Genomic DNA, 26,166 nt, shown 5'->3' with positions numbered 1-26,166 from the left:
AAATAACTAGTTAGATTAAATTGGAGGACGGATGTTATGAGATTTCAGCAAAAGGTCGTTATTGTCACCGGAGGAGCCGGCGGGATCGGCGCCGCGGCAGCCCGATTGTTCGCGGGGGAAGGAGCCAAGGTGGCTATTGCCGATTTATCCGAGGAAGGACAGATGCTGGCGGATGAATTAACAAAAAGCGGACTTGTCGCAAGTTTTATAAAAACGGACGTGACCCAAGAGGGTGAGGTCGAGCGGATGGTGGAGAAAACCGTCGAACGTTACGGCAAGCTGGATATTCTGTTCGCCAACGCCGGTGTCGGGGCCGATGGCCCGACGGACCAGTTAAGCCTTGAGGATTGGAAGCTTGCCGTTGATATAAACCTGACCGGTGTGTTTCTTTGCAACAAATACGCGATCAAGCAAATGCTGAGCCAGGGGAACGGCGGCGCGATCGTCAATTGCGGCTCGGTCCACAGCCATGTCGGGAAAGCGAGAGTCAGTGCATATGCGGCCGCCAAAGGCGGGGTCAAAATGCTGACCCAATCTACGGCGGTAGCTTACGCGGCCAGAAATATCCGCGTAAACGCCGTATGTCCGGGATATGTCGATACGCCGATGATCAACCGCTTGGGCGAGGAGGTCAAGAACTACCTCATAGGTTTGCACCCCGCAGGCCGATTGGGTACGGCTGAGGAGATCGCTAAAGCGGTTCTGTTTCTGGCCAGTGACGACGCTTCATTCATCACAGGAACCAGCCTGATGGTGGATGGGGGATATACGGCGGTATGACGAGCATGCGGATTTTTTATTTTTCGGGAACGGGCAACTCGCTGTTTATCGCCCAGGAGCTGCACAAATCGTTTCCCGAGGCTACCGTTGTACCGATCATCCAAGTAACGGACTATTCCATTAAAGCCGATGTCGTGGGTTTCGTTTTTCCGGTTCACGCGTTTACGATGCCGGCGCCGGTTAAATATTTTTTGGAGAAAATAAATCTGGAGCAGCCCTCCTATCTTTTTGCCATAGCCACGCGGGGAGGCTCTCCCTGCCATGTGTTTCGGGATATGGATCGTCTGCTTCAAAAAAAAGAAAGGGCGCTGAACGCTCACTGGTTTATCGATATGCCCAACAATTTTTGCCATATCGCGGATACGCCCGATCAGGCGCTCATAGAAAGATTGTGCGCGGAAGCGCGGGTCAAGCTGGAACCGATAGCGGCAGCCATCGGAAACAGGGAAGAAGTGCACGCGACGAACTCGGAAAAGTCGTTTTGGAGAAAAAAGCTGCTTTTTCCGGCTTTGTCGGTGGTCTTGCGCAAAACGGATTATCTGCATACGGACAAAAAATTTTATGCCGACGACCGTTGTATCGGATGCGGCCTGTGTACGAAAGTGTGCTTGTCCGGGAAAATTGAGCAGCAGGAGGGCAGGCCGATTTGGAAAGAAGAGACGGAATGTTATTTTTGCTTCGCCTGCATCAATTATTGTCCGCGTCAAGCTATCCAAATCCGGAAAACCAAATCGATGACCAAAGGCAGGTACCGTCATCCGCTATACACGGCACATGATATAGCCCGGCAGAAGGGCGGAACGGAGAGAAGACGAAGCGGCTGCGCGGAAAGCGGAGAAGTTTAAGGTGAGCCAAGGCCGACCAGGTTTCAAGCGAAACCCGGCCGGCCTTTTGCCACGTTACAGATGGTTTTCCTGAGCTGCCGTATTCTACAACTGAGGAATCAAATCTTCCGTAATCAGTCTGTCCGAAATTTGCAGCTGTTTCTTGGCGCGCTCGTACGGAACCCGGCACGGTTCGATCCCGGTTTCGGTTCGGGCAGCGAGATCATAGCAGGCGCCGTTCTCGAACAGATTGTCCGGGGACGGAATATAATACAGTTTCCCGTCGGTAAAGGCACCGGACCGGAGAACGACAAAAGGGGTCCCGGACGCGAACAGGTTGTTGCCCATCATATAGTACCCGTCCGTGGGGACGCCCAGCAGATGCAAAAGCGAAGGTGCCATATCAAGCTGGCCCGACGGCCTGCTGTCCACGCCGGCTGCTTTGCCGCCGGGCAGATGCACGAGCAGGGGGACCTGATTCATGATTTGATGCATATCAAGCTCGGTCAGCGGCCTTCCCAAAAAGCGCTCGTAGTCTTTTTTATCCGGAATGGAATTATCATGATCGCCGTACACATACAGGATCGTATTGTCCCAAATCCCCTTCTCCTTCATCCCCTCGATCAACTGGCCCAGGGCTGCATCGGCGTAATGTATCGATTCGAGATAATTGCCGAAGATCGTATCTTTGAACTCCCCGGTATCCAGTTCTCTGACCGAGGCGGGAAGGGAGTACGGATGATGGCTGGAGAGCGTGATCAAAAAAGAATAAAAAGGCTGCGATTCCTTGCTCATCAGCTCCAGCGATTGGCGGAAAAACGATTTGTCCCCTAGCGACCAGCCTAGCGGCTCGTCCATGGTGAAGTCCTTTTTGCTGTAAAAATGGTCATACCCCATCGCTTTATACATGTTGTTACGGTTCCAGAAACTGCCCTCGTAAGCATGGAAAACGGCGGTTTCGTATCCGCGTTCTCCCAGAATTTGCGGCAGGACGTCATAGCGGTGATCGGGATACCGCACGAAGACCGAGCCGGTGGGAAGCGGGTGAAGGGAACTTTGGGAGGAGAAATCGGCATCCGAAGTCCGTCCCTGTCCTGTCTGATGATAATAATTGCTGAAATACAGGCTTTCCTTCATCAGTTTATTGAAATTTGGCGTGATCTCCCACCCGTCGATTTCGCGGCCGATCATGAAGTTCATGAAGGCTTCCACCTGCACGACGAGAACGTTACTGCCCCGGTAGGCGCCGAAACTCTCGTTGGTTTCATTGCGGGCCTCCGCTTGCTTCGCGAACCAGTCCCGCATCTCGTTCTTTTCCTGCTCCGTCATCCTTGTTTCACCGCCCATATGCTCCTTTGCATACCGGTAGATGTCGTAGCCGTGAAAACCGAGCAGCCCGGTCACATTGTACAGCGAAATATTCCACCAGCCGCCTTCAAAAAGCCCCGTGGCCCATGTTTTCGTATAATGGCGGATCGGACCGAACGTGAGCACGAAGCCCAAGGCAAAGACGGCGAGTCCCCCTACAAAACGGGAGATCGGCTGGGTGCGGTCTTTCGCGCGATTTTTGAAGCCGGCGGTGGTTCCCGATTTTTTTTCCAGGCGTCGATATCCCGGCATAACGCGCATAACCAAAACGAAGACCAGCCATAATAGCCAGTCGGCCGCAAGCCAGAGATCGGAGAGATGCAGGAGGGAGCGGATGCTCTCTCCCAATTCCCCCACTTGGCCCGCTTGAAACAGGACGGGCACGGTGATGAAGTCCGCAAAATAGCGGTAATAGACCAGGTCCGCGAAAATCAGCACGGTCAGCAGCACGTTCAAGACCGCCAGAGCGATCGTCCGGCCCCGGCGCGGGAGCCATAGCGTCCAGAAGGAAGCCAGCATCAGCGAACCGATCGCGATGAGATGGTCGAGCTTGTTCATATCTATATTCTGGGCGTGGAGGTTGGCGTGCAACAGTTTAAGTTTCAACAATAGGACGACGATGAACAGGACGTACCCCGAATGACGCTTCAGTTTTAAAAAGACGGCCATCAATTAGACGCCCCTTTCCGAAAAAATGGAGAAACCCTCCACCCGAAGCTTAATGCCGCGGGGGAAGGGGTCCGAGATACTGCAGGTATTGGCATTCAATCCGTCCGTTGAACAATTTGCGCCGTTTGTCGGCTTTGCGCTGAAAATCATGCTCGAACTGTTTGGTCGGCGTCAGTGCGAAGAAAGACCAGGTCGGCAGCTCGGCGTATACGCGGCCCAGCTGGCCGATCAACCGGCGTACTTCTTTCTCTTCCCCGATCCGTTCGCCGTACGGGGGATTGGTGATCATCACGCCGTACTCTCCCTCCGGCTGGATTTGGACAGCCGGCAGAGTCTTGAAGGCGATCTCCTTGGCCAGACCCGCGCTCTTGGCCGCGGCCTGGGCGATCTCGATCGCCTTCGGATCGATGTCGCTCCCCGCGATATTCAGCGGAATATCGTCCTTCACGGCATCGATCGCTTCCTCGCGCGCCTCCTGCCACAGCGGCTCCGGCAGAACCGGCCAGGCCTCGGAGTTAAAGGTGCGCCGCAGGCCCGGCGCGATATTCCAGCCGATCATCGCGGCTTCGATCGGCAGTGTGCCCGATCCGCAGCACGGATCGTAAAACGGCCGCGACGGGTTCTGATGCCAGCGGCTGAGCAGGATCATCGCGGCGGCCATCGTTTCCTTGAGCGGCGCTTCCGTAGCCACTTTGCGGTAACCGCGCTTGTGCAGCGCCGGGCCGGTCGTGTCGAGCGTCAGCAGGGCCTTGTCGTTCAGCAGATTGATCTCGATGACGTAACGCGGTCCATTTTCCTGGAACCAGTCGTTGCGGTAGGTCTCCTTCAACTTCTCGACGACGGCTTTTTTGACGATCCCCTGGCAGGCGGGCACGCTGCTGAGCTGGGATTTGTGCGATCGGCCTTCGACGGGAAACTCGCCGTGAACCGGAATCCAGTCCTGCCAGGGCAGCGCCTTTGTGCCTTCAAACAATTCGTCGAAGGTGAGCGCGGTGAATTCGCCCATCTTGATCAGAACCCGATCGGAGGTGCGGAGCCACAAGTTGCAGCGGCAAATATCGTACAGGTCCCCTTTAAACGTAACCCGGCCGTTTTCCACGACCATCTCCTCATAACCCAAATCTTTAAGCTCGCGCGCTACGACGGCTTCAAGCCCCATCGGCGCGGTGGCGATCAACTCCAATTGTCCTTGTCCCGGCATTTCTGTTTATCAACTCCATGTTCATTGGTTTGGCAACTCGATCGGCAAGTTTAGCAAGATGATTTCTCCATCTACCCAAGCTTAGCCGCTGATTAACGGGAAAATCTCCCGGTAATTTTCCTCTCGATGGCCCTTGGATCGGATTTTGCTGGAAAAGTTCCATCTATTTCACGTCCTGATCACCGTTCTTGACAAATTCAGGCGATTTAGCTGGAGCTTTTCCCGCTAATTGTCTCCGCAGCCGCATATATCCCAAAATAACGGGAACTATTCCCGCTATTTGCACCAGCGCTGGATTAACCTGAGGGGTCCATGGCTGTACCCGCCTCCCTTTGAAGCCGGGCGGGTGGATAAGAGTCGTTTGCGGCGGTATTTTGTCGAATTTGGCTCTTTGATGTGAAATAGCGGTCTTTGGGGCCTCACGTCGCCCGATTCTCTTGTGGTTCCCGTGTAAAAACCATACAATTCAGTATAGGACAATGTCTATGAAGATACAAACCGAAAATCGCGAACGGACAAGGAAAAAGGAGTGTGCGGGAATGATAACCCCTGAACAATACAGTGAGGATTTATATCGGGAGGACGAGGTTCTCAGGAAGGTGACCGAGTCGATTATAGAGAGCGGGATGAACGACGTGTCGATTGCGCCGGGGTACGGGCGGCTGTTAACCCTGCTTGCGACCGTCTCCAAAGCCCGCTCCATTCTGGAGATCGGCGCGCTCGGCGGGTACAGCGGAATCTGCCTGGCCCGCGGGCTCGCGGAGGGAGGCCGCCTTCTGTCCCTGGAGCTCAAGGAGGCCAACGCCGCTCTGGCCAGACGGAATCTGGAGGCCGCCGGTTTTGGCGGGCTTGCGGAGTATATGGTGGGTCCGGCTCTGGACAGCCTGGAGCGGTTGGCGGAGCGGGGAGAGCAGTTCGATCTGTTTCTGATCGATGCCGATAAGGAAAACTACCCCGTCTACCTGGAATATGCCATCCGGCTGGCGAAGCCCGGGGCGCTTATCGCCGGCGACAACACCCTGCTCCGCGGACGAACGCTGAACCCGGACAAAAACGGCCCATCGGTTCAGGCCATCCGCAAGTTCAACGAAATGATCGCCACCGACGAGCGTCTGCTCAGCACGATGCTGCCGGCTTACGACGGTCTGGCCCTTGCGATCGTGAAGTAGCCGCCTTCGCGAAGAGCGGAGCAGGCGCAAAAAGCCCGCCCGGTAATTTAAGTATATCGGGCGGGCTTTCCATGTCCGTCGCGTCTATTTGAACGCGGCGTGTTTCGGATGAGCGTAGAGCTTCCAGCGAACCCAGGCGGTATTGACCAGCAGCAGGATACCGGAGACGATAAAGAGGCCTTCGATGCCGATGAAGCCGGAGAGAAAGCCTCCGATCAGCGAGCCGAGCATGTTGCCGAGGGCCAGCGTACTGCTGTTGAAACCGAACGCGCGGCTCTCCATTCCGTCCGGCGTGTAGAAGCGGATGAGCGCGTTGACGCTGGGCAGCAGGCCGCCCATGAAGACACCCATCAGGAACCGCACGAGGATAAGCTGCCAGACGGATTGCACGAACGCCTGCGGAATCAAGGTGATGGAGGCTCCGATCAGGCAGAAGGTCAAAATCCGGTGCGCCCCGACCTTGTCGCTGACGCGGCCGAGGATCGGGGAGGTGATCATGTTGGAGATCCCCGTGACGGCGCTGACGAAACCGGCCCAGAACGCCACATCCGTGGGGACGCCGTGAAGCTTCTCCACGTAGATCGGCAGCAGGGACATCGGGCTCAGCATCGCGAACTGCAGCAGGAAGGTCACGGCGAAGAGCGCCGTGAGCTGCGGCGTTTTGTTCAATTCGACAAAGCCTTGCAGCACCGAGATTTGCGGGGTATGCGCCGCCTCTTCGCGGTCGAAGTTTTCCCGCACGAACAGCCAGGCCAGGACGGAGGCCAAGAACAGCAGGGTCCCGGTGATGTAAAAGATCGGGCGAAAGCCGACCCATTCCGCCAAAAGTCCCCCGATCAGCGGGCCGAGAATGGTTCCGGCCACGTTTCCGGACTGGATCGTCCCCATGGCGAAGCCCATCCGTTCTTTGGGCGCGGTGCCCGATACGAGCGAGACGGCGGCCGGGTTGAACCCGGAGATCGTCCCGTTCAACAAGCGAAGCGCCAGCAAATGCCAAGGCGCCGTGGCAAAGCCCATGAGGGATATAACGATCGCCATTCCGAAGCCCGAGCGCAGCAACATGATTTTTCGTCCATATTTATCGGCAAGCTTGCCCCACAACGGCTGAAAAATAAAAGATGTAGCAAAGTTGGCGGCAAAGATCATCCCGGCCCAAATGCCGATCTCGTGCTCGCCCTGAACGTTTAGGTTTCTGGCCAGATACAGCGATAAAAACGGGGTGATCATCGTCATTCCCGCGTTGACCAGAAATGAGCCGAACCAAAGCACAATGACATTGACTTTCCATGATTTCAAAGTGCTTTCACTTCCTTTCCGAATAACAGGCATTTTAAACAATTCTTATAAGTATATCACAATTCGACGGGCCGCCCGGGCCGCTCTGTCATACGATTGTCATGGGACAAACCGGTGTGACAGTTGTTACTTACTTTTAAAAAGGGCATAATATATATTAGAGATTTAAGATTGGAGGCTATACTCGTGGCTTATAACGATCGGTTTATCCGCGCCTGCCGGAAGCAGGAGGTAGACCGTCTTCCGGTTTGGTACATGCGTCAGGCGGGAAGATACGATCCGGAATACCGGAAGATTAAAGAGAAATACAGTCTGCTCGAAATTTGCCGGCAGCCCGAGCTTGCGGCGGAAATTACGATGATGCCGGTGCGCAAGCTGGGCGTGGATGCGGCTATTTTGTATTCCGATATCATGAATCCGGTTGCTTCAATCGGCATCGATTTTGATATCGTTAAGAATATCGGACCCGTCATCGACAATCCGATTCGAACGCGCGAAGATATCGAACGCCTGAAACCGATCGACGTGGAAGGGGACCTGTCCCACATTCTGGAGACGATCAAGCTGTTGGACAAGGAGCTGGAGGTGCCCCTAATCACGTTTGCCGGCGCGCCCTTCACGATTGCCAGCTATTTGATCGAAGGTCGTCCGTCAAAAAGTTACATACGCACGAAAAGCCTCATGTACGGGGAACCCGAGCTTTGGGATAAGCTGATGGCCAAGCTTGGCGATATGGTCATCACCTACTTGCGAGCGCATGTGAACAGCGGCGGCAAAGCGTTCCAGCTGTTCGACAGTTGGGTCGGAGCGCTGGCGCCGAAGGATTTTGAACGTTACGTCCTGCCTACGATTACCCGTATTTTTGCCGAACTTGACGATTTGGATGTACCGAAAATCTATTTTCCCGGCGTTAGCTCCGGTGAACTGCTGCCTACCTTGACGAAACTGCAGGCGGATGTGATCGGACTTGACTGGCGGGTATCGATTTCCGAAGGGCGCCGGCGTCTGGAAGGGAAGTTTGCCGTACAGGGCAATCTCGATCCGTACATCCTAACCGCCCCTATGGATACCATTAAACAGTACGCCAAGGAATTGATCGATCAGGGGACGGAAGCCCCCGGGTATATTTTTAACTTGGGGCACGGCTTGTTCCCCGAGGCCTCGCTCGAGAAGCTTCGCGAGTTAACCGATTATGTACACGAATATTCGGCGGAAGTGATCGCACGTCGGGCTCATGTCCATTGATTTGAAACGGTATCATCACATGAACTTATAGAGGTGAACAATCGTGACAACAACCAAAATCGGCGTACTCGTCATGTCTTACGGCACGCCGCAAAGCCTGGACCAGGTTGAATCGTACTACACGCATATCCGGCGGGGGCATCCGCCTACGGCCGAGCAGCTCAAAGAACTGAAAGACCGTTACGAAGCTATTGTCGGCGGGGTTTTTCCGCTGCGGGCCAATACGGACCATCAAGTGGCCTCGCTGCAGGAGACGTTGAACCGGCTCAATCCTCACAAGGATAAACAATTCGTTTGCTATCAAGGCTTAAAGCATGCGTCGCCGTTTATCGAGGACGGGGTTGAGGCGATGGCGAAGGACGGAATTACGGAAGCGATTGGGATTGTTCTGGCCCCGCATTACTCCGTCATGAGTGTCGGCGGTTATATCAAGCGGGCGGAAGCGAAGGCCGGGGAAGCCGGAATCGCCATGAAATTCGTACGCGACTATCACCTGCATCCAAAACTGATCGAAGCGTTGGCGAAGCGGGTATCGGCGAAGCTGGATCAGTTCGAGGAAGCCGGAGCGGTCCGGGATCAAGTGAGAGTGCTCTTTAGCGCGCACAGTCTGCCGGAACGCATTCTCGCAATGGGCGATCCTTATCAGGATCAGCTTTTGGCCACTTCCAAAGCCGTTGCCGATCAAGCGGGCGTGACCTCCTGGCAGTTTACCTGGCAGAGCGCCGGCCGAACGGCCGAACCGTGGCTGGGGCCGGATATTCTCGATACGCTGCGCACGCTGAGCCTGGAGCAAATCGAGGACGTTCTGGTCGCGCCGGTCGGTTTTGTCTCGGATCATCTGGAGGTGCTGTATGACCTCGATATCGAGGCGAAAGCGATCGCCAAAGAGCTGGATATGCGGCTGGAGCGCATCGACTCGCTGAACAGCGACCCGCTGTATATGGAGACGCTGAGCGATGTTATTTTCCAGGCATATGCCAATAACTAAGCGCTAGCGCCACCTGACACGGGGCCGTCTATATAAGTCTTTTCGCCTGGACGCAGCGGGTTGAATCCGGGCCCGCAATTACCGCTAGCCGTTTCGCGGAAATAGCGGTCTTATGGGCCGGTATTTCTGCCCGATTCGCTTTTGCGGGTAAAATAGCGGCGTAAATGGCCCTAATTCACCTCCCGGGCTGTCAAAGGGTAACGGGTGAGCTGCACCGAAAATGATAATCTGTTAGCTTGGAAATGCAGAAGTCATAATTTTGCTCCGAACAGGGCCCTTCGCTTATAAAATAGGCGAGGGGTTCTATTTATTTCCGGTTAGCTGATATAATAAAATCAATCATGCTCAATGATGTAAGGCTAGTATGGGGGAAAAGGAGTAGAACATGTATCCACCACGTTCCGAGAAACACAAAAAGAAGAAGTCGGAAAAACAGCGGAGGCAGATCCGCTTTTGGATGGGGGTCAATGTATCCCTGATTTTAATTATCGCCGTATTGGGGCTGTACTTCGTTCTCGGCGAACGAGAGATGAACGGCACTTCGGGGGAGGATTCGGGTCAGGCGGCGGGCGCGCCGGCGGGAGAACAAATCCCGGGGAATGACGAGGCAAGCCGGACCGATGACGAGCCTTCAAACGGGGAACCGGCTTCGCCCGAAGAAGACCGCAACCCGGAAACTGCCGCGAACGATGAGCCTTCAAAAGATCCGGCCAAGGTGGACGAACCGCAAACGGTAGGTGAAGATGAGGCAGGTTCCGAAGCGGATCGCGAACGGGAGGTCGACTCCGGAGAGCGTCTGCTGATTCATTTTGCGGGGGATACGATCTTTTCGAGCAAAGTCGCTGAGAAGCTGGAAAAGGAAGGCTACGATTACCCTTACCGGTATGTCAGGGACTTGTTTCAGAACGACGATCTCAGCGTCGTGAATCTGGAAACGCCCGTGACGGATGGGGGGACGGCGGCCGAGAACAAGACGTTTGTGTTTAAGTCATCGCCCAAGGCGCTTCCCGAGCTGGCAAAGGCCGGGGTGGAGGCGGTCAATCTGGCGAACAACCACACCCTGGATCAAGGGGTGGAAGGACTTTTGGATACGATAGCGCATTTGAAGGAGAGCAAACTGCACTTTGTCGGAGCGGGTAAGAACAGTACGGAAGCCTATGCCCCGGTATACATCGAGCGTAAAGGCATCGTGATCGCGCTGTGCGGCTTTACCCGCGTCATCCCCGAGAGCCACTGGGCGGCGGGCAAAGGACCGGGGGTCGCGGCGGCGTACGATGCTTCGCAGGCCGTTAAAGCGATCCAAAGCGCCCGGAAGAAGGCGGATTTGGTGCTTGTCTCCGTTCACTGGGGCAAAGAGCGCACCACCAAGCTGGAAGAGCACCAAACTTCGCTGGCCCATCAATTTATCGATGCCGGCGCCGATTTGGTGATCGGCGGTCATCCGCATGTGCTGCAGGGGCTGGAAAATTATAAAGGAAAATGGATCGCTTACAGTACGGGGAATTTTATTTTCACGAAATCCAAGGATCCGAAAACCTGGGAGACCGCTGTGTTTGCCGCGGAATGCAGCCGCAGCGGGAATTGCGACTTGAAGCTGATCCCTTACAAAACCGAGCTCGGCCAACCCGTGCCAATGACGGAGGAGGAGGGAGCCAAGCTGTTGAAAGAGGTGGAGAGCTTCTCGCCGGGGGTCTCGATCGGGGCTTCGGGCAAGGTAAGTTTGGCGAACGGCTCCGAATAAGCACACAGGAGGGAGCGTGAAAGGATGTCCAACCCATGCGTAGCTCACCGGGGATTTTCCAGCATTGCGCCGGAGAACACGCTGGCCGCGATTTCGCTGGCGATGGAGCAGCCTTTTGTACATTGGGTGGAAGTGGATGTTCAACTGTCCAAAGACGGCGTTCCCTTGCTGATACACGATTTCACATTGAACCGGACGACCAACGGCCGGGGACCGGTGAAGGACAAAACCTGGGCCGAGCTGCAGACGCTCGATGCGGGACGCTGGAAGTCCAAAGCATACGCGGGGGAAAAACTCGTCAGCCTGGATCAGTTTCTTGATAAAATACAGGGACGGTTACGGGCCAATATTGAAATAAAAACGCAAGGCAATCTGTACCCGGGGATCGAGGAGAAGGTTATCGGCGCGATCAAAAAGCGGCGGATGGAGCAGGAGGTCGTTCTCACCTCCTTTGAACCTCGAATTTTGGCCAAGGTCAAGGAAATCGGGCGGGGGATTCGGACGGGTCTGATCATCGACGGGTATCCCAAAGATTTATTGCTGCGTCTGCAGCTGCTGGAATGCTCCTTTCTTTCCATCGGTTATCGTCATCTGACCGCGGAGCTTGCCGGAAAAGCGGCAAAGCGGGGAATCGAGGTCATGGCCTGGACCCTGGATGACGCCCGCCGGATGCGCAAGGTGGCGGACATGCACAAGGATATCCTCCTCTGCACCAATCGCCCCGATATATGGCGGAAAGCGATCGGCGACCGGGAGGAACAGGAGAAGACCTGAGCACAGTAGGTCTAACTTATAAAGACAAATCGGGAGGCGTTAAGGGATGAACAAAATGATATCGAACGTGTACTGTGTCGGCCGAAACTACCGGCTTCATGCCGAAGAGCTCGGCAATGAGGTGCCGGCGGAGCCGATGATCTTTTTGAAGCCGTCGCACGCGGTCGTTTCGATGAACGGTACGGGGATTTCGCTACCGGAAAACCGCGGTGAAATTCACTACGAAACCGAACTCGTTCTACGGATCGGCCGTTCTTATGAGCCGGGCATGACCGTGGACGAGCTTGTCGATGTGATGGCCTTCGGCATCGACTTTACGCTGCGGGATGTACAGAGCGAATTAAAGAAGAAAGGTCATCCCTGGACGGCGGCCAAAGGCTTCAAAAACGCCGCTCCCCTAACGCCTTATCTCGCTTTTCCGGGGACGGTGCAGGTTGCCGAGAACGATTTTACCTTGCGCAAAAACGGGGAAGTCGTTCAGCGGGGAAACGTTCGGAATATGATCTTTTCTCTGCAGCAGATTGTGGATTATATCGCGGACCGGTACGGTCTGGATGAGGGGGATCTGATTTTCACGGGCACGCCGGAAGGGGTAGGGCCGGTGGTTCAGGGGGATCGCCTTGAAATCTCATACGGACCGGATTTGTTGGGCAGCTGTGAAATCGTATCCGGTCCGCAGGCCAAACAATGACGGACTGGATCGTAGGGGCGCTCTGCGCCCTTTTGGTTTCCGGGGCGGCCTATCGTAAACAATCGCTGTCCCTTTCGGGAATGATCGCGGCCGCGGTGATGGGCACCGTGTATTATGCGGCTGGGAATTTGTTCTGGTTCGGTTTGCTGCTGATCTTTTTTATAACTTCCACGGCATTCTCCAAATTTCGCGGCGACCGGAAACGGGAGTTGGAGAAATCCTATGCCAAAACCGGACGCAGGGATGCCGGTCAGGTGTTTGCCAACGGCGGGATCGGGATGCTGGCCTGCATCGGTAACGCGCTTTGGCCGAATCCGGTCTGGGCCTGGTTCTTCGTAGGCTCGATGGCCGCGGTAACCGCCGATACGTGGGCGACGGAGTGGGGCGGACTAAGCAAAACCCCGCCGCGGTCGGTGCTGACCTGGAAGCCGCTTCCCGCCGGGACCTCCGGCGGCGTATCGCGGCTGGGCAGCTTCGCCGCGCTGGTCGGGGCGCTGCTGATCGGCGCGGCCGCTCAGGTTTTGCTGGATTTGACGGCGGGCGGGAGCGGGTCGAACGGGACGGCCGCCTATTTTGCGTCTTTATGGCGCTGGACCGTGATCGGCGGCGTAGCCGGTTTTACCGGCGCCTTTGCCGACTCCCTGCTGGGGGCGACCCTGCAGCGGATGCAGCGCTGCCCGAAATGCGGCAAGAGCGTGGAAGTGGACACGCATTGCGGCACCGCTACTTTGCCGCTGCGGGGCTTGCGCTGGATGAACAACGATGCCGTGAACATACTCAGCGCCCTGGCTGCAGGTTTTATCGCCTGGGGGCTTGGCGTCATGCTGACTTAGAAAGTGGGAATAACGATGAATATTTTGACTGCGGAACAACTCGGAAAAAGCTATGGCGAGAAAATCCTGTTTCAGGACGTTTCCTTTGGCATGGATGAACATGATAAAATCGGCGTCATCGGCGTAAACGGAACCGGAAAATCCACGTTTCTGCGCGTCATCGCCGGCCTGGAACCGGCGGACGAAGGAAAGGTGTCGGTGAACCGGGATACCCGAATCACCTTCCTGGCCCAGAATCCGGAGTTCGATCCGGAGATCTCCGTCTTGCGCGCCGTCTTTCAACACGGCGGTCCGGAACTGCTGGCCGTCTCTTCCTACATGGAAGCGATCGAGGAATTGGAGCTGCATCCGGAAGATACCGCGCTGCAGTCCAAAGTCTCGAAGCTGAGCCAGGAGATGGACCGGCTGGGGGCTTGGAGCCTGGAGAGCGAGGCCAAGAGCGTGTTGTCCAGGCTCGGCATCACCGAGTTCGGGAGAAAGATCGGCGAGCTCTCGGGTGGTCAGCGGAAACGGGTGGCTTTGGCCTCCGCGCTGATTGTCCCTTCGGAACTGCTCATTATGGACGAGCCGACCAACCATATCGACAACGCCTCGGTGGCCTGGCTGGAAGCCTATTTGCAGAAACGCCGCGGCGCCCTGCTGCTGATTACGCACGACCGGTATTTTCTGGATCGCGTGTGCAATGTGATGCTGGAGCTGGACCAAGGGCGATTGTTCCGTTACGAGGCGAATTACAGCCGCTTTCTGGAGCTGAAAAGCGAGCGCGAAGAACGGGAAGCGGCGTCGGAGCAAAAGCGCCAAAACCTGCTGCGCAATGAGCTCGCGTGGATCCGGCGCGGCGCCAAGGCCCGTTCGACGAAGCAGAAGGCCAGAATCGAACGGTTTGAGAAGCTGCAGAACATGAAAGTGGAGCACAAAAGCGAGGCGCTGGATATCTCGGTGGCTTCGGCCCGTTTGGGCCGCAAAATCGTGGAAATCTCCGGGCTGCGCAAGTCGGCGGGGGAACGTCTGTTGATCGGCGAGCTTACCTACACAGCCGTCCCCGGTGACCGGGTCGGCATCATCGGACCGAACGGCAGCGGCAAATCGACGCTGCTGAACATGATCGCCGGTCGCGTGAAACCGGATGCCGGCGAGATTGAGCTGGGGCAGACCGTCAAGCTGGGGTATTTTACCCAGGAGCATCAAGAGATGGACGGGAAGCAAAGGGTCATTGAGTATATTAAGGAAGCGGCGGAGGTCGTCGAAACGGCAGACGGGACCAGAATTACGGCCGCCCAAATGCTGGAGCGGTTTCTGTTTCCACCGGCGATGCAGTGGACGCCGATCAGCAAGCTGTCCGGCGGGGAGAAGCGCAGGCTGTACCTGCTCCGCGTGCTGATGGGAGCGCCGAACGTGCTTCTGCTGGACGAGCCCACCAACGATCTGGACATCCAGACCCTTACTGTTCTGGAGGCTTATCTGGATGAGTTTCCGGGCGCCGTCTTCGTAGTATCCCATGACCGTTATTTTTTGGACCGGACGGTGGACAAAATTTTTGCGTTTGAAGGCGGCGGCCGGGTAGCCATCCACGCCGGCGACTATAGCGAATACGAGGAGCGCACGCAAGGCGGTCTGTCCGGGGCAGCCGCCGATCCGGCGGCGAAGCCGGGAACGGAGACCGGGGCTGGACGCAAGGTCGCCGGGAAGCGGGAAGAAACTTCGGCCGTCCCGGCGGGCAGCGGGGCTGGGGCTGGAGGAAGCGGTAAGGATCCTGCCCGCGGGGAGAAGCTGAAGTTCAGTTACAACGAACAGCGGGAATACGAGACGATCGATGAAAAGGTGGAAGCCGCCGAACAGCGGCTGGCCGCGTTGACCGAAGCGATGGCGGAAGCGGCCAGCGATGCCGTGAGACTACAGGAGCTGATGCGTGAACAGCAGGAGGCGGAGGCCGAGCTGGAGGGGCTGATGGACCGCTGGGCCTACCTGAACGAGCTGGCCGAAAAGATCGAGCAGCAGCGGAACGGGTAGTCTTGCCTTCCCACATCTGGAAAACAATGCTACAATGAACTGAAGATATTCAATTCCTTGAAATGGTGGTGAGGGGATGGATATGTTCGGGGGATTCGACGGGCCCAACCGGCCTCATATGAATGCGGTGGATGAAGATGTGGCCAAAAGCAGATTCAAGGAAAAAGAGCAGCGCCTGCATCGGTACGGTCCACCCGGGTTCGTACGCGAGTCCGTTAATTTGCTGATCGCGGTCGGCGTTTTGGTGATCGTGTTTTATTTGATCAAATGGTTAGCTTGATCGTCATAAAAAGACGGTCTCCGAACGCAGTCTTTGGAAAGAAGACTGCGGGACGGAGACCGTTTTTGTTTGGGGCTTTAGCCAGTGGAGCTCGCGAAACGTGCGAAACATAAAACTGCTATGCGGGTGGTGTAGTGATGCTTATAGCAAAAACCACCTGATGGGGTCGTTATCATAGGAGTGTCCAAGCTACAATGTATAACGAAAGGAGAAGGTGGCTTAATGGCTAATCGAAGTGATATGTCGCTACAAAGAGGCGCCTAGTGTGCTTGCTTCCAAGCTTCCAACTCCAAAAAGATGCGAATCTGCAGGAATTTCTAGCGAATTTAGAGAAACGAGCCGGTTTCGTCAAAAATTCCTGCAGATTTGCAGGTATTTTGAAATTTTGGGCCCCAAACAAGAAAAAACATGCACATATGCAGGAATTCTAAGTTATCAAGGTTGTCTGAAGGGGACTAGTAATAATCGCACCCCTTCAGGGATAGGCAAAAGCGGCAACGGCAAAGTAGCTTGAACGTAGTAAAAGCTGCAGCGTCCTTTAGACGCGAGTCGGTAAATAAAGGCTTATAGCCTTAGAGCAAACCACCCGTCAAACGGGTGGTTATAATGTGCCGGAATAATTGCGCCGGGTCAAGCGGCTTACGCCTTCAAAGCCTGACGGGCAACCAACGTGGATTACTTGATCGCAATAATTTGCCGCAAGTCCCGGGAATCGCCATGCAGCTTCGTTTCCGCCGCATTCATTTGCGCGGATCCATCCCCGTCGAGGAAGATGCCTTCTTTTGCGATGTCGGGGGCGATTTCCTCCTTCACCGCTTCCCGGAAAGCCGCGGCGGTGCAGCGGTCCGGGGTGACGATCAGCCACAGCGTCCCGGTCGCGTCAAAGACGAAGCCCGAGCGGAGGCGATTCTCGTCCGGGTTGGGCAAATGTTCCCGCTGTACGGTCGCCTCCCAGCCGGATTCGTCTCCGAGCCCCATGCTGACCCCGCCTTGGGCAAAATACCGGCCCCGGTCCTTTACCCGGATTTCGCCGGCCGAGGAGACGACCTGGACCGAGAAGGTGCCGGCGACCTCGTCCCAGACGAGCGTGCCGCGGGGATACTTCTCGTTAAACCAGCCGGAGCCGTACGCGCCGGCGGCGCCGCTGACCGGCTTGTCGCCGTTCACGGCGATCGACAAGACGGCTTCCCGATAAAAGAAGCCGCCATTGATGCCGTACACACGGTAGCCGCTCAGCGGACGGTCGGCAGCCCGAAGTTCGACACGCCCCGGCGACACCGCCATCGCATGAAGCGTGACGCCGTTGTCCGCCCGCGACTCCTGATAAACGTAGGGGTGCGGGAGAATGAACCGGCTGCCCCAATACTGCATCAGCAGAACCGCCAGAAACAGCAGGGCGGCCGAAGCGGACGCCGTGGCCCACCGCTTCCGGTCAGCCGGCCACATAGGCGGCAAGCAGTTTCGCCGTATTTATGATCGCCTGCTTATGCGTTCTTTCCATTGCGTGCGAGGCGTGAACGCCGGGGCCGATCAGCGCGGCCCGGATATTGTGACCCCCGCGCAGGGCGGCGGAGGCATCCGATCCGTAAAAAGGATAAATATCGACCGCATGGGGGATGTTCAGCTCCTTGGCCAGCCGGATCAGCTTCCCGGTCATGTCATAGTCGTAGGGGCCGGAGGAGTCTTTGGCGCAAATGGAGACATCGGTCTCCTTGCAGCTGAGGTTGTCGCCCATGGCGCCCATGTCGACGGCGATCATCTCGTTGACGCCGCCAGGGATCCAGGAGGCGCCGTGCCCGACTTCCTCATAATTGGAAATGAGGAACACCAAGTCATGGCGGGGCGTCCAGCCCTCCCGTACGCTCGATTCCAGCAGTCCGAACAGAGCGGCGACGCTCGCTTTATCGTCCAGGTGGCGCGATTTCACGTATCCGCTTGGGGTAATCACCGACCGGGCGTCGAAGGAGATGAAATCTCCCACCGAAATCCCCAGCTTCAAAACATCCTCTTTGGATTCGACAAGCTCGTCGATCCGGACTTCCATGTTCTTCTCTTCCCGTTTGAAATCCCGGGCATCGGCGTATACGTGCACGGACGGGTGGGAAGTCAGGATCGTTCCCGTATAGACTTTTCCCTCGCGGGTATGAATTTGGCAGTATTCGTTCTCGATCCCCGCCATCATAAAACCGCCGACGGAAGTGATCGCCAGCGTTCCGTTGGCGTTGACGGCGCGGACCATGGCCCCCAGCGTGTCGACGTGGGCGCTTAGTGCGACGGTCCGGGAGGAATCTTCGCCCTTTAGGCTCAGCAGAGCTCCGCCTTTTTCGTTTTGCGAGAAGGGAATGCCCAGTTTTTCCGCCTCCGAGCGGATCAATTTCATAATGTCATGAGTAAATCCGCTGGGACTCGGGGTATCGAGCAGCCGTTTCAGCAGGTCCAAAATATAAGACTCGTTCAGTTGAATATGCATGTGGAAACCTCCCTGGTTTATTGAGCTTCATCCGCTTTCGGGGATGGCGGGTCTTCCTGATTTTCGGCAGGGACCGCGGGCTCAGGAAAAACATAACCCGTAGCCTCCTGGATATGTACGAGCTTGGCGTTCAGGATTTTTATTTCCTTTTGCATACGGTAGCCGCGATAAATTCCGAATGCTCCGACGATGATGCCGCCGAGCAGTGTGGAACCCAGGATCAGCAAAATCAAAGGCAGGCTGAACGAACCGAACAGCAGGTTGACCGGCACGGGGTCGACATTGATTACGGCAAAGACGGCGGTAATCAGCGCAAACACCATACCCAAGATCAAAGACCATTGAATTTTCATGAGGATGCACCTCCTTCTACTAGACAGTATAAAATCCCTTGCCCGCAAGGAGCAAGGGATTCACTGGGAATTGCGCGTCTTATTTTGTCAATTTCTCCATCTGTTCGATAATGTCCTCAAATACGCTCATCGCCTCTCGGATCGGCTCCGGCGAGGACATATCCACGCCCGCCTTGCGGAGAATGTTGATCGAGTAGTCGCTGCCGCCGCTCTTCAGGAAGCCGAGATAGCGATCGACCGCCGGCTGTCCCTCCTCGAGAATTTGCTTCGAGAAGCTGGTCGCCGCGGAGAAGCCGGTCGCGTATTTGTACACGTAAAAGCTCGTGTAAAAATGCGGGATCCGGGCCCATTCCATTTCGATGTCCCGATCCACGTTCATCTCCGGCCCGTGATATTTCACGTTGAGATCGTAATAAATCGACGAAAGCTCCTGCGGCGTCAAGGATTCGCCGGCCTCGGCCCGCTCGTGCACGATCTTCTCGAATTCGGCGAACATCGTTTGACGGAACACGGTCGTCCGGAACTGGTCCGCATAGTAAGTGAGCAGGTACATTTTTTGCTTCGGATCGGTCGCCCGCTTCAACAGATAATCCATCAACAGCGCTTCATTCGTGGTCGAGGCCACCTCCGCCAGGAAGATGGTGTATTGGGCATCCCGGTACTTCAGGGCTTCATCGGAAAAATACGAATGCAGCGCATGCCCCATCTCGTGAGCGAGGGTGAACATGCTGTTGAGGTTGTCTTTATGATTCAGCAACACATACGGATGCGTGCCGTATGCCCCCCAGCTGTAAGCGCCGGTCCGTTTGCCTTCGTTCTCGTAGACGTCGATCCAGCGCTGGTTAAAGCCCTCGCGCAGCACGTTCAAGTAGTTCTCGCCGAGCGGCTCCAGCCCTTCCTCCACCATTTTTTTGGCTTCTTCATAGGAAATATCCCATTTGTATTCTTCCACCAGCGGAGCAAACAGGTCATACATATGAAGCTCGTCGACCCCCAGCAGCTTCTTGCGCAGCTTCATGTAGCGGTGAAGCAGCGGAAGGCTTTCATGGATCGTATCGATCAAGTTGGTATAAACTTCCTTCGGAATATTGTCGCCGTAAAGGAACATTTCCAGAACGGAAGGATATTTCCGCACCTTGGCGTAAAACATGTTCTTGTTCACGTTGGCGCTCAATGTAGCCGCGATCGTGTTCTTTTGCTTGCCGTAAGTTTCGTAGACCGCTTTGAAAGCCCGGCGCCGGACGTCACGGTTAGGATTCTCCAAAAATTGAATATAGCTGCCGTGGGTCAGTTCCACTTCTTTCCCGTTTTCATCTTCAATCTTCGGAAATTTCATGTCCGCGTTGTTGATCATTCCGAAAATATGCTGCGGCGCTTGCGACAAATTGCCGACCTGGGCGAGCAGGGCTTCCTCTGTCTTACTGAGGACATGGGCTTTTTCCCGTTTGATTTCCTGCAGGGTGAATTTATAGTCGGCCAGATCCGGGTTTTCGATCAGCGCGTCCAACTCGTTCTCCGGCAGCGACAAAATTTCCGGAGTAATAAAGGATAAGGCTTCGCTGACTTCCACGTTCAATTTTTTGGCTTTCTGCGTCAGCGCCTGGTATGTAGGGTTTGTGGTGTCCTGGTCGTGGTTCAGGTGAGCGTAAACATAAAGGCGTTCCAGACTTTCGGAAATTTCATCCTCCAGAGCGAACACGGCCTTAATCTTCTCCGGGCCGTTCAGCTTGCCCTCGTAGTCGGCAACTTTTTTCTTAAGCTCTTTCAGCGCTTCGTAAGACTGGTCCCAAGCCTTCTGGTCGGGAAACATATCTTCCAGTTTCCATGTGTTCTCCGCTTTCACTTGGGAACGTTTCGGTAAGGTGCTCATTGGAATCCTCCTTTGTTTTGGGTAAGCTGCTGCGGCGTTTGCCGTCATATGCGGTCGGGCTGCGGTACCGGGCAGGACCGCGGCCGTCAGGCTGACGGCCAGCAGGAGGGAGAGAAGGCGGTGCTTTTTCATAATCGATTGGGAACCTCCCTGAATCTAGAGACATTTCCCTATTATGCCCTCCGCCGGCCACCGTTATTTATATTTATGTACCCATGGTGTATAAACTGTAGATCATCAAAATAAACGCTACCGCGACCATAATGACCGCGGTCAAGGCGAAACCGCGCCGAAGCCGGGGAGGGACGTTGTTTCTGCTCAAAATCAGCACGACGCCCAAAGCAAAAGCGCAAACTATAAAAATAAAAAGATTGGAATTGTCCATGCATTGACTCCATTCACAACATATTCGGGGACCCGTACGGCATTAAACCTGTTTAAAGGCGTTCATGATGTCATGCCATTCTTCTTCCCGCCCCGCGTAGTCCTCTTTGGGAAAACGGTTCTGCGCCCATTGCATTAGCGCGGGACGGCTTAGAAACGTATGGGATTCCTCGCCCCACTGGTCCGAGATTTCCCGGAGGATGATGTATTTTCCCTGGACTTCCACGGTCATCATATTCCATTTGTCTTTTTTATATATTTCGTGTTTTTTGATCATCGTAACGACTCCGTTCTTTGGCGGTTAGACTGCTTATGTTATGGAAATATTTTTATGTAAAATGATACCTCACGCCTTAAAGGAAAGCAAATGATTACGTTCTCCGGATGAAATTAAAACGATGCGGAACTTCACCGAAAATGTCACGTTGCAATGTGCTGGGGCATAGAGTATAATATGGGTATTCGTCAATGATGACGATTATTTTTAGGAGGTTGTTCATTTGAAAGGTACAGTTAAATGGTTTAACGCAGAAAAAGGCTATGGCTTTATCCAAGTTGAAGGCGGCGAGGACGTATTCGTTCATTTCTCCGCTATTCAAGGAGAAGGTTTCAAAACTTTAGAAGAAGGCCAAGCGGTTGAGTTCGAAATCACCGACGGTAACCGTGGTCCTCAAGCTGCTAACGTAATCAAATTATAAGACCAATTCCGGTCTGCCGGATCACTTATAAAGTTTGGTTCTAAGCACGATAATGAAAGGCACAGCTCTAAATGGGCTGTGTCTTTTTTTGGTATAATCTGAAAAAATACATAACGTCTCAATAATTGGTGACAGGCTGCTGTCACCGATCTTTTGTTAAGCTGGTAACGTACCGGGAGGGGAACACGATTTATGAAACGGATGGACCGGATGATGGCGATTATGATGGCGCTGCAGCAGCGGGCCGAGACGGCCCAGTCTCTTGCCGATAAGCTGGAAGTGTCCAAGCGGACGGTACTGCGGGACATGCAGGCATTGTCGGAAATGGGGGTGCCGCTGTATGCCGTTTCCGGCCCGGGCGGCGGCTATCGGCTGATGGAAGGCTACCGTCTGGCGCCGCTGCAGTTAACCTCGGACGAGGCGCTGACCTTGCTGATGGCGCTGGACGGAATGGCCAAGTACAGCGATGGTCCGTTCCGGCAGGCGCGCTGGACTGCGGCCGACAAAATCCGTTCGGCGCTGCCGGAAGGGACGCTGGGCGAAGTCACCACGTGGCTCGCGCATATCGGGCTGGAGGTGCCGGACCGCCGGAGCAGAACGCCGCATTTGGACGCCCTGTTCCGCCACGCGGCCGAAGGGAACTGGGTCCGGGCGGTCTACCGGTCCCAGCGCTACCGGCGGGAACTCCACCTTCGCCCGATCCGCGTCTACGCGGCTTACGGCTTCTGGTACTGCGTGGCCGAATCGCCGCTGCACGGGGAACAGCGCACGTTTCGCGTGGACCGGTTCGAGGCGGTCGGCAGGGCGGAGCCACCGGAGGGCGCGGTGATGAAGGGGGCGGCCGGCGCGCCGGAGATCCCCGCCGCAGTGGCTTCGGCGGATGGGGGACCGGATTCCTGCGGGCTGTACGCCTCCGCTGCCGCGGGTCTGCCGCCCGACTCGGCCCCGATTCCCGTCGCCGCCCGGCTGACCTACCGCGGGGCGCTGCTCGCGGAGCAGGACCCCGATATCGGGCATCTTGTCAAGCAGACGGGCGACGAGGTCTGGGAGCTGGCATTTGCATGTCCGGCCACGGAATGGGATTGGGCGATTTCGTTTTTTTACGGTATGGGGCTGGATGTCGAGGTCCTGGAGCCTCCGGCGTTGCGCACCGCCCTGCGTGAACGGGCTCAGGCCGTTGCGGCCAGGTATGTTTAAGAAGGCCCGCGGCCCTCAATTTGAACGATGGAGGCTTGGTTACTATGAACGGATTACGTAAAGAGATTTTGGAACGCGGCCGGGAGTTTGTTTACGGTCATGCGCGCTTGCTGGATCGGATGCGATATGCTTACGCATTCGAAGACGGCACCAAGCAGCGGGTGCTCGATGCTTTGCGTCCTTACCGGAACGGGGACGGTGGGTTCGGGAACGGACTGGAACCGGATATGCGCTGTCCGGACAGTCAACCGGTGACGACCGAAACCGCCTTGATGGTTATCCGGGAAGTCGACGGCTGGGACAGCGAGCTAATGGACGGCGTGCTGAAGTATTTGAAAGAGCTGACGTTGGGAGGCGGAGGATTTCCAAGGGCGACGACGGCCGTCAACGCCTATCCGCACGCCCCTTGGTGGACGACGGAGCAGGGCGGCGTCCCTTCCTTGAATCCGACCGGCAGCATCCTCGGGATGCTGCTTGAACAGCAAGTACGGACGGATTTTAAGGAAGAAGCCTGGTTTAAGGAGAACGTCTCGTTCGTGTGGCGCTGTCTCGAAGAACAACTTCCCGGTGATTTTCACGATGCGGCGCAATGGATGTCGTTCTTGGAACATGTCCCTGAAACCGACCGGGAGCGAGCGGCGAAATACCGGGCCCGGTTGGATGAATGGCTCACGGGACCGCAAGGCATCGAAAAAGATCCGCACGCCCAGGGCTACGTCCATAAGGTGCTCGACTATGCGCCGGCCCCAGGTTCCTACGCTTCCCGCCTGATATCCCCAGAGGAGCTTACGATTCATCTGGATTGGCTGATCGGTGAGCAACAAGCGGACGGCGGATGGAACATCAGTTTCCCGGCGGTCAGTCCGGCCGGAGAGCTGGAGTGGCGCGGCTGGATTACGGTGCAAAACTTGAGGACGCTTAAAGCGTACGGTGTGGTTTAGCTCAGCCGCCGGGCTTTGCTGCCGGACAATAAGTGTACAAGCGAAGGTATGACTGATGCGATGTGGTCTGGTGTGATGTGGCCTGTGTAATCTGACCGGTGTGATCTGACTGGCGCGATAGAGGCCTTTTGTCCTGTTGCGGGCCCCATAAATCAGGGATTGTCCTGGGACAACCTGGATAACATAAAATTCCTGCATATATGCATGCTTTTTTCTCGTTTGGAGCAAAAAAATTCAAAATTCCTGCGATTCTGCAGGAATTTTCGACGAAACCGGCTCGTTTCTCTAATCTCACCGGAAATACCTGCAGATTTGCATCTTTTTTCGCATCCCGGCGCGAATCGGCTAAAATACCTGCAGATTTGCATCTTTTTGAAGTTGGAAGTGTGGAAATGCTGGAAATGCTGGAAGTGCTGGAAGTGTAGGAAGTGTACGAAGTGTACGAAGTGCGCCAGGTGCCTTGATCGCTTTGGGCTAAATGGGGCGCTAGCGCCGCAACGCCGCGAACCCTGCGAACCCTGCAGCCGTGCCGAATTCATAGACGAAAGAGCACTAAATAGGCTTACTTTCCTACTCGGAGAGTAAGCCTATTGGCCTTTCTTATAAGCCGTTACCGGATCTCCTCTCCGGCTTTTGCGTTCGCCGCAGGGGACACATCCGCTCCAGTTGCACGCAGCCGCGGGCCCCTGTGCAAGTATCGGCTGGCGAAGCCGACGCCGGCCAGGAGGGCGAAGCCCATGGCGACGAGGTAGAAGTCGTGCCGCCCGAACCGTTCGAAGAGGATGCCGCCGAACGTACCGCTCAGCAGCCCGGAGGCGCTCGACCAAGCGATGGTAAACAGCGCCATCCCCGTCGCGCGGTAATGATCCGGGATCAGCCGGGTCAACATCCGGATCGAGGTGACGTAGAACACGCCGAAGGACAGGCTGTGCATCAGTTGAATGGCGATGATCGCCCCGGCCGAGTCCGCCGCGCTGACCAAAAAGAAACGGGCGGCAAAGATCAGGCTGGCGAAAACGAGCAGCGGAAGTTCCTTGATTTTTTCACCGTACAGGCTGAGCAAAATGAAGATCGGAATCTCAGATAAGGAAGAGGCGAGCTGCGACCAGCCGATCAATTTTTCGCTGGCGCCGAGCTGATTCAATGTCACCGTCAGGAACGCATCGTTCATCCGTACGGCGATCGCCAGGGAAAACACGCAGCCGAAAAACCAAAGCAGCTCCTTCTGCTTCAAAATGCCCCAGATGCCCGACATATCCATTTTTGCGACCGGACTGTCCTGATCCTTGATGAAACATGTGATGAACAGCGCGATTGCGGCGATACCGATGGCCACCCACATCGTTCGGGAGGATCCGATCATCGACAGGACATAGCCGATAAACAGGGCGAAAAAGGCGTATCCGATCGAGCCGAAGATCCGTACGGTCAGAAAATGTTTGTTATGCCGTTTGGCCGCGTTGATGGCGATCGTATCGGACAGCGGGAAAGCCGGGTAATAGAAAAAGTAATACATCGTAATGACCGCTATGATGACGGAAAATTGAGTCGACACCGACAGAAGCGCGCTCATGATAATCTGTCCGATGAGCAGGAGGATCATAATTTTTTTGATCGTCCGGTATTTGTCGCTGGCAACGCTCCAGAACAGATTCGCTATCAGCGAAATCATCGGGCCCAGGGCGTAAAGCAGTCCGATTTGACTATTGGAGAATCCGAGCTTGGCATAGAACAAAGGGAAATAAGACGCAACAAGCACGCTCGTGCCGAATATGGTAAATGAAAAAGCCCGAAGCCATGGAAGCTCCGGCCGCGAGGTCGGGGAGGAATTCATTGTTCGCTAAAGCTCCGTTTCGTCGTTTATGAGCTGCACGCTCAGAGAATATTGGCTAGTTAAGGCCTAGTATAGCACAGACGCGCAAAAAAGAGTCTAGTATCCTTGCAGGTTCTGTGTATAATATGAGGCATATGCGGAAGGCGAAATTTGTATGCTCCGGAGGGATGAAGGATGCACGGTTCCTGCTTTATCTATGACGAACGCCTCGGGATTCATGTCCCTTCGCTGGACCGGCCGTTTGAAGAGTACAGACCCGCGGAGCGGCTGGCCATGATTGAATTTTGGGAGGACACCCGCGGGCGGATCCCGGATAAAGTGAAAAAACTGGAACGCGAAATCGAACGCAAGCTGGCGCAAATGAACGAGGAGAGTGATTTTCAGGCCAGCTGCAGGCTGAATGGGGAAATTGCGGAACTGGCCAGCATCATCAACGATTTGCATATTTGGTACCGGACGACGCAGGAGGAGCCCGCGATTTCCGGCAAAAGTCACTTGTGATTTTGTTTATTTGTGCAAAAAGTTGGATCATATTATAATATAGAATGAT

25 protein-coding genes are annotated in these 26,166 nt (G+C 55.5%); 15 read left to right on the top strand and 10 right to left on the bottom strand.

Features of this window, described 5'->3' with window-relative positions:
* Positions 1-36: 36 nt before the first annotated feature.
* Positions 37-780, top strand: coding sequence for an SDR family NAD(P)-dependent oxidoreductase (locus tag LBW89_RS01200; RefSeq protein WP_225038259.1), 744 nt, complete (start codon positions 37-39; stop codon positions 778-780).
* Positions 777-1,625, top strand: a complete 849-nt coding sequence (locus LBW89_RS01195; RefSeq protein WP_225038258.1) for an EFR1 family ferrodoxin — start codon at positions 777-779, stop codon at positions 1,623-1,625. The genes LBW89_RS01200 and LBW89_RS01195 overlap by 4 nt, the downstream gene beginning before the upstream one ends.
* A gap of 84 nt (positions 1,626-1,709) precedes the next feature.
* Here the strand turns inward: LBW89_RS01195 and LBW89_RS01190 are convergent, their stop codons facing one another.
* Both LBW89_RS01190 and LBW89_RS01185 read right to left on the bottom strand, forming a co-directional pair.
* Positions 1,710-3,641 carry an LTA synthase family protein gene (locus LBW89_RS01190; protein ID WP_225038257.1) on the bottom strand — a complete coding sequence of 644 codons (1,932 nt, stop codon included), beginning with the start codon at positions 3,639-3,641 and terminating at the stop codon, positions 1,710-1,712.
* Positions 3,642-3,690: 49 nt separating this feature from the next.
* Positions 3,691-4,842, bottom strand: a complete 1,152-nt coding sequence (locus LBW89_RS01185) for a THUMP domain-containing class I SAM-dependent RNA methyltransferase (RefSeq protein ID WP_148450457.1) — start codon at positions 4,840-4,842, stop codon at positions 3,691-3,693.
* A gap of 539 nt (positions 4,843-5,381) precedes the next feature.
* Between LBW89_RS01185 and LBW89_RS01180 the strand changes: the two genes are divergently transcribed.
* Positions 5,382-6,011: an O-methyltransferase gene (locus LBW89_RS01180; protein ID WP_225038256.1), complete on the top strand. Its 630-nt coding sequence runs from the start codon at positions 5,382-5,384 to the stop codon at positions 6,009-6,011.
* A gap of 84 nt (positions 6,012-6,095) precedes the next feature.
* On the opposite strand, the gene LBW89_RS01175 is transcribed toward LBW89_RS01180, so the two are convergent.
* Positions 6,096-7,340: an MFS transporter gene (locus LBW89_RS01175; protein WP_211373257.1), complete on the bottom strand. Its 1,245-nt coding sequence runs from the start codon at positions 7,338-7,340 to the stop codon at positions 6,096-6,098.
* A 153-nt stretch (positions 7,341-7,493) separates the two neighbouring features.
* On the opposite strand from LBW89_RS01175, the gene hemE reads away from it, so the two are divergent.
* The 8 genes from hemE (at position 7,494) to LBW89_RS01135 (ending at position 15,869) form a co-directional block, all read left to right on the top strand.
* Positions 7,494-8,552, top strand: a complete 1,059-nt coding sequence (gene hemE, locus LBW89_RS01170) for a uroporphyrinogen decarboxylase (protein ID WP_148450454.1) — start codon at positions 7,494-7,496, stop codon at positions 8,550-8,552.
* A 43-nt stretch (positions 8,553-8,595) separates the two neighbouring features.
* The gene (gene hemH, locus LBW89_RS01165) at positions 8,596-9,540 is read left to right on the top strand and encodes a ferrochelatase (RefSeq protein ID WP_148450453.1); all 945 of its coding nucleotides are present in this window, start codon (positions 8,596-8,598) and stop codon (positions 9,538-9,540) included.
* A gap of 385 nt (positions 9,541-9,925) precedes the next feature.
* On the top strand, positions 9,926-11,281 hold the full coding sequence (locus tag LBW89_RS01160; protein WP_148450452.1) for a CapA family protein: 1,356 nt from the start codon (positions 9,926-9,928) through the stop codon (positions 11,279-11,281).
* Between the two features lie 24 nt (positions 11,282-11,305).
* On the top strand, positions 11,306-12,055 hold the full coding sequence (locus LBW89_RS01155; RefSeq protein WP_148450451.1) for a glycerophosphodiester phosphodiesterase: 750 nt from the start codon (positions 11,306-11,308) through the stop codon (positions 12,053-12,055).
* Positions 12,056-12,101: 46 nt separating this feature from the next.
* On the top strand, positions 12,102-12,746 hold the full coding sequence (locus LBW89_RS01150; protein ID WP_148450450.1) for a fumarylacetoacetate hydrolase family protein: 645 nt from the start codon (positions 12,102-12,104) through the stop codon (positions 12,744-12,746).
* Positions 12,743-13,579 carry a DUF92 domain-containing protein gene (locus LBW89_RS01145; RefSeq protein WP_148450449.1) on the top strand — a complete coding sequence of 279 codons (837 nt, stop codon included), beginning with the start codon at positions 12,743-12,745 and terminating at the stop codon, positions 13,577-13,579. Before LBW89_RS01150 ends, LBW89_RS01145 begins: the two co-directional genes overlap by 4 nt.
* 15 nt (positions 13,580-13,594) lie before the next feature.
* A complete protein-coding gene (locus tag LBW89_RS01140; protein WP_148450448.1) occupies positions 13,595-15,589 on the top strand; it encodes an ABC-F family ATP-binding cassette domain-containing protein in 1,995 nt (664 codons plus the stop codon).
* A gap of 76 nt (positions 15,590-15,665) precedes the next feature.
* Entirely contained in the window at positions 15,666-15,869 is a 204-nt protein-coding gene (locus LBW89_RS01135; RefSeq protein WP_148450447.1) for a hypothetical protein, read from the top strand.
* A 675-nt stretch (positions 15,870-16,544) separates the two neighbouring features.
* Here LBW89_RS01135 and LBW89_RS01130 read toward each other — a convergent pair.
* From LBW89_RS01130 to LBW89_RS01105, 6 genes are all read right to left on the bottom strand, one after another.
* Positions 16,545-17,315 carry a hypothetical protein gene (locus LBW89_RS01130; RefSeq protein WP_148451178.1) on the bottom strand — a complete coding sequence of 257 codons (771 nt, stop codon included), beginning with the start codon at positions 17,313-17,315 and terminating at the stop codon, positions 16,545-16,547.
* Positions 17,302-18,339 (bottom strand): M42 family metallopeptidase, encoded by a 1,038-nt coding sequence (locus LBW89_RS01125; RefSeq protein ID WP_148450446.1) that lies wholly within the window; start codon positions 18,337-18,339, stop codon positions 17,302-17,304. Before LBW89_RS01125 ends, LBW89_RS01130 begins: the two co-directional genes overlap by 14 nt.
* 17 nt (positions 18,340-18,356) lie before the next feature.
* Positions 18,357-18,692: a lipopolysaccharide assembly LapA domain-containing protein gene (locus LBW89_RS01120; RefSeq protein WP_148450445.1), complete on the bottom strand. Its 336-nt coding sequence runs from the start codon at positions 18,690-18,692 to the stop codon at positions 18,357-18,359.
* A 79-nt stretch (positions 18,693-18,771) separates the two neighbouring features.
* Positions 18,772-20,562: an oligoendopeptidase F gene (pepF, locus tag LBW89_RS01115; protein ID WP_148451177.1), complete on the bottom strand. Its 1,791-nt coding sequence runs from the start codon at positions 20,560-20,562 to the stop codon at positions 18,772-18,774.
* 205 nt (positions 20,563-20,767) lie between these two features.
* Positions 20,768-20,947, bottom strand: a complete 180-nt coding sequence (locus LBW89_RS01110) for a hypothetical protein (protein ID WP_148450444.1) — start codon at positions 20,945-20,947, stop codon at positions 20,768-20,770.
* A 42-nt stretch (positions 20,948-20,989) separates the two neighbouring features.
* The gene (locus LBW89_RS01105; protein ID WP_148450443.1) at positions 20,990-21,223 is read right to left on the bottom strand and encodes a hypothetical protein; all 234 of its coding nucleotides are present in this window, start codon (positions 21,221-21,223) and stop codon (positions 20,990-20,992) included.
* 223 nt (positions 21,224-21,446) lie between these two features.
* Here LBW89_RS01105 and LBW89_RS01100 point away from each other — a divergent pair, with 223 nt between their 5' ends.
* The 3 genes from LBW89_RS01100 to LBW89_RS01090 all read left to right on the top strand — a co-directional run bounded on the left by LBW89_RS01100 (position 21,447) and on the right by LBW89_RS01090 (position 23,782).
* Complete coding sequence (locus LBW89_RS01100; RefSeq protein ID WP_009222768.1) at positions 21,447-21,644, top strand: cold shock domain-containing protein; 198 nt, start codon at positions 21,447-21,449, stop codon at positions 21,642-21,644.
* Positions 21,645-21,836: 192 nt separating this feature from the next.
* Positions 21,837-22,841: a helix-turn-helix transcriptional regulator gene (locus LBW89_RS01095; RefSeq protein WP_148450442.1), complete on the top strand. Its 1,005-nt coding sequence runs from the start codon at positions 21,837-21,839 to the stop codon at positions 22,839-22,841.
* A 44-nt stretch (positions 22,842-22,885) separates the two neighbouring features.
* Positions 22,886-23,782 (top strand): hypothetical protein, encoded by an 897-nt coding sequence (locus tag LBW89_RS01090; RefSeq protein WP_148450441.1) that lies wholly within the window; start codon positions 22,886-22,888, stop codon positions 23,780-23,782.
* A 610-nt stretch (positions 23,783-24,392) separates the two neighbouring features.
* Here LBW89_RS01090 and LBW89_RS01085 read toward each other — a convergent pair.
* On the bottom strand, positions 24,393-25,616 hold the full coding sequence (locus tag LBW89_RS01085; protein WP_148450440.1) for an MFS transporter: 1,224 nt from the start codon (positions 25,614-25,616) through the stop codon (positions 24,393-24,395).
* A gap of 174 nt (positions 25,617-25,790) precedes the next feature.
* On the opposite strand from LBW89_RS01085, the gene LBW89_RS01080 reads away from it, so the two are divergent.
* Positions 25,791-26,117, top strand: coding sequence for a hypothetical protein (locus tag LBW89_RS01080; protein ID WP_213505181.1), 327 nt, complete (start codon positions 25,791-25,793; stop codon positions 26,115-26,117).
* Positions 26,118-26,166 lie beyond the last annotated feature (49 nt).

It is taken from the genome of Paenibacillus sp. alder61, from assembly GCF_020179875.1.
In the GTDB taxonomy this organism is placed as follows: Bacteria; Bacillota; Bacilli; order Paenibacillales; family Paenibacillaceae; genus Fontibacillus; species Fontibacillus faecis.
This window is presented reverse-complemented; position numbering and strand designations above follow the sequence as displayed.